The sequence below is a fragment of the Stenotrophomonas sp. 3diitr2024 genome, from assembly GCF_042136455.1.
GTDB lineage: Bacteria > Pseudomonadota > Gammaproteobacteria > Xanthomonadales > Xanthomonadaceae > Stenotrophomonas > Stenotrophomonas sepilia.
The window spans coordinates 1-6,159 of sequence record NZ_JBHHMJ010000717.1 but is presented as its reverse complement, the minus strand read 5'-3'; the positions used below and the strand labels follow the sequence as shown (position 1 = coordinate 6,159).

General features: G+C 66.0%; 7 protein-coding genes and 1 pseudogene. 3 read left to right on the top strand and 5 right to left on the bottom strand.

What is annotated here, in order from left to right:
- Nucleotides 1-690 (top strand): serine hydrolase domain-containing protein (locus ABGA94_RS18795; protein ID WP_375367916.1); only part of this gene is annotated, 690 nt, incomplete at its 5' end.
- Between the two features lie 146 nt (nt 691-836).
- Here the strand turns inward: ABGA94_RS18795 and ABGA94_RS18790 are convergent.
- A complete protein-coding gene (locus tag ABGA94_RS18790) occupies nt 837-1,595 on the bottom strand; it encodes an SDR family NAD(P)-dependent oxidoreductase (RefSeq protein WP_005418423.1) in 759 nt (252 codons plus the stop codon).
- Between the two features lie 114 nt (nt 1,596-1,709).
- Between ABGA94_RS18790 and ABGA94_RS18785 the strand changes: the two are divergent.
- A pseudogene (locus ABGA94_RS18785) lies at nt 1,710-2,626 on the top strand (LysR family transcriptional regulator).
- Between the two features lie 64 nt (nt 2,627-2,690).
- Here the strand turns inward: ABGA94_RS18785 and ABGA94_RS18780 are convergent.
- Nucleotides 2,691-3,185 carry a histone gene (locus tag ABGA94_RS18780; RefSeq protein ID WP_069139367.1) on the bottom strand — a complete coding sequence of 165 codons (495 nt, stop codon included), beginning with the start codon at nt 3,183-3,185 and terminating at the stop codon, nt 2,691-2,693.
- A gap of 111 nt (nt 3,186-3,296) precedes the next feature.
- Here ABGA94_RS18780 and ABGA94_RS18775 point away from each other — a divergent pair, with 111 nt between their 5' ends.
- Complete coding sequence (locus ABGA94_RS18775; RefSeq protein ID WP_375367915.1) at nt 3,297-3,668, top strand: hypothetical protein; 372 nt, start codon at nt 3,297-3,299, stop codon at nt 3,666-3,668.
- Between the two features lie 292 nt (nt 3,669-3,960).
- Here the strand turns inward: ABGA94_RS18775 and gcvH are convergent, their stop codons facing one another.
- The 3 genes from gcvH to ABGA94_RS18760 all read right to left on the bottom strand — a co-directional run bounded on the left by gcvH (nt 3,961) and on the right by ABGA94_RS18760 (nt 6,025).
- Nucleotides 3,961-4,356, bottom strand: a complete 396-nt coding sequence (gcvH, locus tag ABGA94_RS18770; RefSeq protein WP_005418426.1) for a glycine cleavage system protein GcvH — start codon at nt 4,354-4,356, stop codon at nt 3,961-3,963.
- 93 nt (nt 4,357-4,449) lie between these two features.
- Complete coding sequence (gcvT, locus tag ABGA94_RS18765; RefSeq protein WP_005418427.1) at nt 4,450-5,562, bottom strand: glycine cleavage system aminomethyltransferase GcvT; 1,113 nt, start codon at nt 5,560-5,562, stop codon at nt 4,450-4,452.
- Nucleotides 5,563-5,722: 160 nt separating this feature from the next.
- The gene (locus ABGA94_RS18760) at nt 5,723-6,025 is read right to left on the bottom strand and encodes a DUF962 domain-containing protein (RefSeq protein ID WP_049415586.1); all 303 of its coding nucleotides are present in this window, start codon (nt 6,023-6,025) and stop codon (nt 5,723-5,725) included.
- Nucleotides 6,026-6,159: the final 134 nt, after the last annotated feature.

The following is a 6,159-nucleotide window of genomic DNA, read 5'->3' as shown; positions in this document are numbered from 1 at the left end:
GCGGCCTCCGGCAGCTTCTACGAGCAGTCGGTCGAGCGCCGCATCTTCAAGCCGCTGGGCATGAACGATGCCAGCCTCGGCCTGGCCGGCATCCAGGCCAGCTCGCGCTGGGCGCGTCCGCATGTGCGCAGCCGCAACGGCTGGGTCTCGCTGACGCCGAAGCCGACCTACTACCGGGTCGCCCCGGCGGCCGGCGTCAATGCCAGCGCCAGCGACATGGCGCAGTGGCTGCTCGCCCACACCGGCCACCGCCCCGACGTGCTGCCGGCACCGCTGCTGGCCACCCTGCATTCGAGCCTGATCAGCACCCCCGGCGAGATGCGTTCTGGCTGGCGCCGCGAGCGCCTGCACTCGGCCGGCTACGCCCTGGGCTGGCGCACCTTCGACTACGCCGGCCACGACGTGGTGTTCCATGCCGGTGCCGTGCAGGGCTATCGCGGCCTGGTCGCGCTGGTGCCGGAACGCGATCTGGGCATTGCCATCATGTGGAATGGCGAAAGCAGCCTGCCCAGCGGCCTGCTGCCGACCGTGCTCGACTCCGCGCTCGGCCTGCCGGCGCAGCGCTGGCTGGACGTGGACACCGACTTCGGCAGCGACAACCTGATGGCCGAGGGCGCCAGCCCGGCCCAGCAGGACAAGCGCAAGGGCAAGGGCGCCTCGGGCAATCGTGCGGTGGCATCGCCGCGCTGATAAGGCGGGCTCGATCGGGTGTGCGAAGGGCGGCCTGCGGGCCGCCCTTTTTGTTGTTGTGTAGGGCCGAGCCGAGCCGTGCTCTGCTGAGCGGAATCCTGGCGCAAGGCGGCCGAGCATGGGCTCGGCTCTACAGCTCCGCAGCATTAGTGCGCGAAGTAGTGCATGCCGCCGTCCACCGGAATCACCGCGCCTGTGATATAGCCGGCCAGCGGCGAGGACAGGAACGCCACCAGTGGCGCCACTTCCTCGGGTTCACCGAAGCGTCCGATCGGGATGTTGCTGGCGATGAACGCACGTCGGCTTTCCTCGGTGGGATGCAGGCGTTCCAGGATCTGCGCGCTGTTGATGCGCCCCGGTGCAATCGCATTCACCGTAATGCCCTGCCCGGCCACCTCCGACGACAGCCCCTTGCTCCACAGATGCAGCGCCGCCTTCGCCGCGGTGGCCGCGTTCACCGCACGCGGTTCCATCGAACCACTGAAATTGATCACCCGTCCCCATGCCTGCGCCTGCATGCCAGGCAACAGCGCCTGGGTCATCCGCCGCGCGGCGGAAAAGTTCAGGGCGATCGCTTCCTCCCAGACATCATCATCGGCATCGACGGTGGTCGGCCGGGAGCCACCTGCGGCGTTGACCAGGATGTCGACGCGTTGCAATGCCTCCCGGGATGCCTGCGCGATGTACCGGACGTCACCGGCCACGGTGACATCGCCGGCCACGATGACCGGTGCCGCGCCGCCTTCGGCTTCGATCCGCGCCGCAAGCGCCTGCAGCGGTGCCCGCTGCCGTGACGTGATGGCAACGCGCACGCCCTGGGCCGCCAGCTGCCTGGCGACGGCGGCACCGATGCCACTGGCCGCGCCCGTCACCAAAGCGGTGCGGCCTGCAAGATTCAAGTCCATGGTGTTCTCCTGTCCGCATGGCCGGCCAATCCAGCCCTTGCACGACATGCTGTTTGATCACCCCTGATTGATAAACTCCGCGCAGGTTTCAGCATTCAACACCCGGGGTGTCAGATGAACCTGCTGGAAAGCATGCAGGTCTACGTGCTGATCGTGGACAAAGGCAGCCTCAGTGCTGCAGCTGCGGCGATGGACATCTCCGCGACGATGGCCGGCAAGCATCTGCGTGCATTGGAATCACGGCTGGGCATGCAGCTGTTGAGCCGAACCACCCGGCGCCAGCACACGACGCCGTTCGGCCAGGACTACTACACGCGCTGCCGGGAGATCCTGCGCCTGGTGGACGAAACCGATGCGCAGGCGCAGCACCAGCACCTGGCACCGGCGGGCACGCTGCGCATCAGTGCACCGGTGATCTTCGGTACGCATGCACTGGTACCGGCACTGGCCGAGTACATGGCGCGCCATCCGGATGTCCGGGTCGAAGCGACGCTGACCGATCGCGTAGTCGACCTCGCCGAAGAGGGCTTCGAAGCGGCGCTGCGGATCGCGGCACGCTGGCCGACAGCAGCGTGCTGGTGGCGCGAGCCCTGGCCCCTTATCGCCTGATGATGTGCGCCTCGCCGGCGTATCTGGCCAGGCATGGCGCGCCAGACAGCGTGCATGCACTTGCCGGCCATCAATGCCTGTCGTTCGAACCGAGTGCACTTGCGCAGTGGCTGCAGGACGACGCTGGCGAGCTCGACCACGTGCCCGACGGCCGGCTGCAGATCAACAATGGCGAAGCGCTGCGTTCGGCGGCGCTGCATGGCCTGGGCATCATCCTGCAGTCGACGCTGCTGCTGGCAGCCGATGTCGAGGCTGGGCGACTGGTGCAGCTGCTCCCAGGGCACGGCCAGGCCGGTCGGCCGATGCACGTGGTCTATGCGCACGATCGTTACCATTCCACCCGCCTGCGCAGCTTCCTCGACTTCCTGGTGGAACGATTCCCGCCGGCAATCGCCCAACCAGGCGACCGAAGCCGCCCATAAAAAAACCCCCTCCCCGCTGGGCAGCCAGGGAAGGGGGTTTCAGGATGCGGCTATCGGGAAGTACTTAGATCAGCGGCGCCGGGGTTGCCGGCAGAGCGACCGGAGCGGCCTTCTTCTTGCGGGCGGCCGGCTTGCGCTTGGCAACCTTCTTCGCTGCCTTCTTCGGGGCAGCCTTCTTGGTGGCCTTCTTCGCGGTCTTCTTTACTGCCTTCTTGGCGGTCTTCTTGACGGCCTTCTTGGCAGTCGCCTTCTTTGCGACCTTCTTGGCCGGCTTGCGGGCCGTAGCCTTCTTGGCAGTCTTCTTGGTGGCCTTCTTGGCCGCCTTCTTCGCGGTCTTCTTGACGGCCTTCTTGGCAGTGGACTTCTTGGCGACCTTCTTCGCCGCCTTCTTCGCAGTGGTCTTCTTGGCGACCTTCTTCGCCGCCTTCTTCACTGCCTTCTTGGCAGTCGCCTTCTTCGCGACCTTCTTCACTGCCTTCTTGGCAGCGGCCTTCTTCGCGACCTTCTTCACCGCTTTCTTGGCGGCGGGCTTCTTCTTCGCAGCTTTCTTGGTTGCCATGGGATGGCTCCTCGTCAGTGATAGGGAGTTGAAACGCCCAGTTGGATCAAACCCGCGGATGCTGCGTGCGGGGACCGCCGGCGCGTCAAGCGCGCCGTTACGGATGCGGCGATGCCCGCCTCGATCGGCGGAGCGGACATCGGAACGGAAGGTGCCTTGCATTTCTCCGGGGGAAGCGGGGCCGTGTCCACCGTCATCAGGGTCGCGGTGGTCTTGAAGGGGCTGCTTCGCATCGGACGATTGATTCTGCGCACTCGGTTGGGCAGGCAAGGTCTGCTGAGGCGAAACCTAATCACGGTTTTTTTTACTGTCAACAACCCCCGCGAAAAATTTTCACATCCGCGCCTTTCCGAGCGCCGTCGGCGCCACTGCTCTACGCGGCCCGCCATGGCGGTTGAAGCGTCGCGCAAGCGTGCTGCATGCACCGGCATCGATGCATACATTGAACAAAAAGCACTTGAAATAAGCACTCCGCGCATCTAGACACAGACTCGCAACGGCATCGCGCGTGCGACGTCGATGGTCACCGGCGCCGCCACCAACGCCAGCACAACAGCGCCGCAACAGGGGGCGAAAAGTTTTCACATCCGAGTGCGTCGGCGCGGGGCTGAAACGCGGATTTGCGCAAAACTGCGCACGCCCATCGGCACCGTTCGCCTGTCGGCTGATGCCACGCCGAGGGTGCGCAGCGAACCCCGCGTCATGAGTCCGGTGCAGTCGCCAAAACAAAAACGGCCACCCGAAGGTGGCCGTTCCAGAATCCGGAAACGACGACTCAGTGGTCTTCGTTCTCCAGGGCTTCGGCGTACGCGTCCGGGTCCAGCAGCTCGTTGACCTCATCGGCGTTGGTCAGTTCGACCACGAACATCCAGCCTTCGCCGTAGGCATCTTCGTTGATGGTTTCCGGCTTGTCGGACAGGGCCGAGTTGACCTCCACGACCTTGCCGCTGATCGGGCTGTAGACGTCCGAGGCGGCCTTCACCGACTCGACGACGGCGATCTGCTCGCCAGCCTTGGCGTCGGCGCCGACTTCCGGCAGTTCGACGTAGACCAGGTCACCCAGCAGGCCCTGGGCGTGGTCGGAAATACCGACGGTGACGCGGCCATTGCCTTCGACACGGGCCCACTCATGGGACTTGAGGAACTTGAGGTCGCCGGGGATCTCGCTCATGGGACTGCTCCAGAGATTTGCAGGGGTGGAAAAAACGGGGCTAGTGTAACCAACCGGCCGCCACTGCTGTCAGTGACGACCGGCACGTACGGATCAGGCGTCGGTGAGCACGCCGGGCTGCGCCTGGCCTTCCCGAACGAACGGGAACTTGACCACCCGCACCGGCACCTGACGGCCGCGGATGTCGACGGTGACCTCGCCGAGTTCACCGGCCGGCACGCGGGCGAAGGCGATGCCCTTGGCCAGCGTCGGCGAGAAGGTGCCGGACAGGATCTCGCCCTGGCCGCTGGCCGTGGTGACCGTCTGGCCGTGGCGCAGCACGCCCTTCTCGTCCATCACCAGGCCGATCATCTGGCGCGCGGTGCCGGCGCTCTTCTGCGCCTCCAGCACGTCGCGGCCGATGAAGTCGCGGCCTTCGTCCAGCGACACGGTCCAGGCCAGCGCCGCTTCGTACGGGCTGATCTCTTCGTCCATGTCCTGGCCGTACAGGTTCATGCCCGCTTCCAGGCGCAGGGTGTCGCGCGCGCCAAGGCCGGCCGGCTTCACGCCCGCCGCCAGCAGGCGGTTCCAGAAGGCGACCACGGCGTCCTGCGGAAGCAGGATCTCGAAACCATCTTCACCGGTGTAGCCGGTGCGCGCGACGAACAGCTCGACACCGTCATCGGACTGCACCTGCAGGGCGGCGAAGCGGCCCAGCTTGGTCAACGCTGCGCGGTCGGCTTCGCGGGCCAGGCCGATCACGATGTCGCGCGCCTGCGGGCCCTGCACGGCGAGGATGGCCAGGTCCGGGCGCTGCTCGACGGCGACGCCGAACGGCGCAGCCTGCTCGCGCAGCCAGGCCAGGTCCTTCTCGCGGGTAGAGGCATTGACCACCATGCGGAAGAAGTCGTCGCCCAGGTAGTAGACGATCAGGTCGTCGATGACGCCGCCGCGCGGATTCAGCATGCACGAGTACAGTGCCTTGCCGGTCACCTTCAGCTTGTCGACCGAGTTGGCCAGCAGGCGGCGCAGGAACGGCTTGACCTGGTCACCGCGCAGGTCGACCACCGTCATGTGGCTGACGTCGAACACGCCGGACTCACGGCGCACCAGATGGTGCTCGTCCAGCTGCGAGCCGTAGTGGATGGGCATGTCCCAACCCCCGAAATCGACCATCTTGGCGCCAAGGGCGCGGTGGGTATCGTTGAGCAGCGTCTTCTGGGTCATGACCGGGTCCGGCAGCAGAGGAAACAGGAAACCCCATTATCCCAGATCGGTCGCCCGCAGGCGTGCCGCAGCGCAGCGGTTCATGCAAGCGGAAGTGCAACCCGCCCCGCCCTTTCCTCTGCCGGCGAGGCAATGCCCCGCAAGGCACCGCAGCCGCCCGCTACAGGCGCACCCGCCCACGCAGGATGTCGAGGAACATCACCCAGTCACCCATGAACGAGTACAGCGGATGGCGGAACGTCGCCGGTCTGTTCTTCTCGAAGAAAAAATGGCCGACCCAGGCGAACCCGTAGCCGCAGAACAGGGCGCCAAGCAGGAACAGCGGCTGGCCGCGCAGCAAGGCAGTGGCGACCAGCAGCAGGACCCCGCAACTGCCGATGAAGTGCAGTCGCCGCGATACCGGGTGGCGGTGCTCGCTGAGATAGAACGGATAGAACTCGCGGAAGCTGGCGAAGCGGGACATGAGCAGGCTCCGGGAACCAGGGTCGCCCACATCATGCGCCTTCCGGAAGGCAGCGCTGCCCTTGTAGAGCCGAGCCATGCTCGGCTTGCGCGTGCCAGCGCGGCCGGAAGGAAGAGCAGCCGAGCATGGCTCGG

Bases quoted from the DNA above. Each gene is read 5' to 3' on its own strand.
- ABGA94_RS18790 (WP_005418423.1), bottom strand. From the start codon at position 1,595: ATGGACTTGAATCTTGCAGGCCGCACCGCTTTGGTGACGGGCGCGGCC.
- ABGA94_RS18780 (WP_069139367.1), bottom strand. From the start codon at position 3,185: ATGGCAACCAAGAAAGCTGCGAAGAAGAAGCCCGCCGCCAAGAAAGCG.
- ABGA94_RS18775 (WP_375367915.1), top strand. From the start codon at position 3,297: ATGCCCGCCTCGATCGGCGGAGCGGACATCGGAACGGAAGGTGCCTTG.
- gcvH (WP_005418426.1), bottom strand. From the start codon at position 4,356: ATGAGCGAGATCCCCGGCGACCTCAAGTTCCTCAAGTCCCATGAGTGG.
- gcvT (WP_005418427.1), bottom strand. From the start codon at position 5,562: ATGACCCAGAAGACGCTGCTCAACGATACCCACCGCGCCCTTGGCGCC.
- ABGA94_RS18760 (WP_049415586.1), bottom strand. From the start codon at position 6,025: ATGTCCCGCTTCGCCAGCTTCCGCGAGTTCTATCCGTTCTATCTCAGC.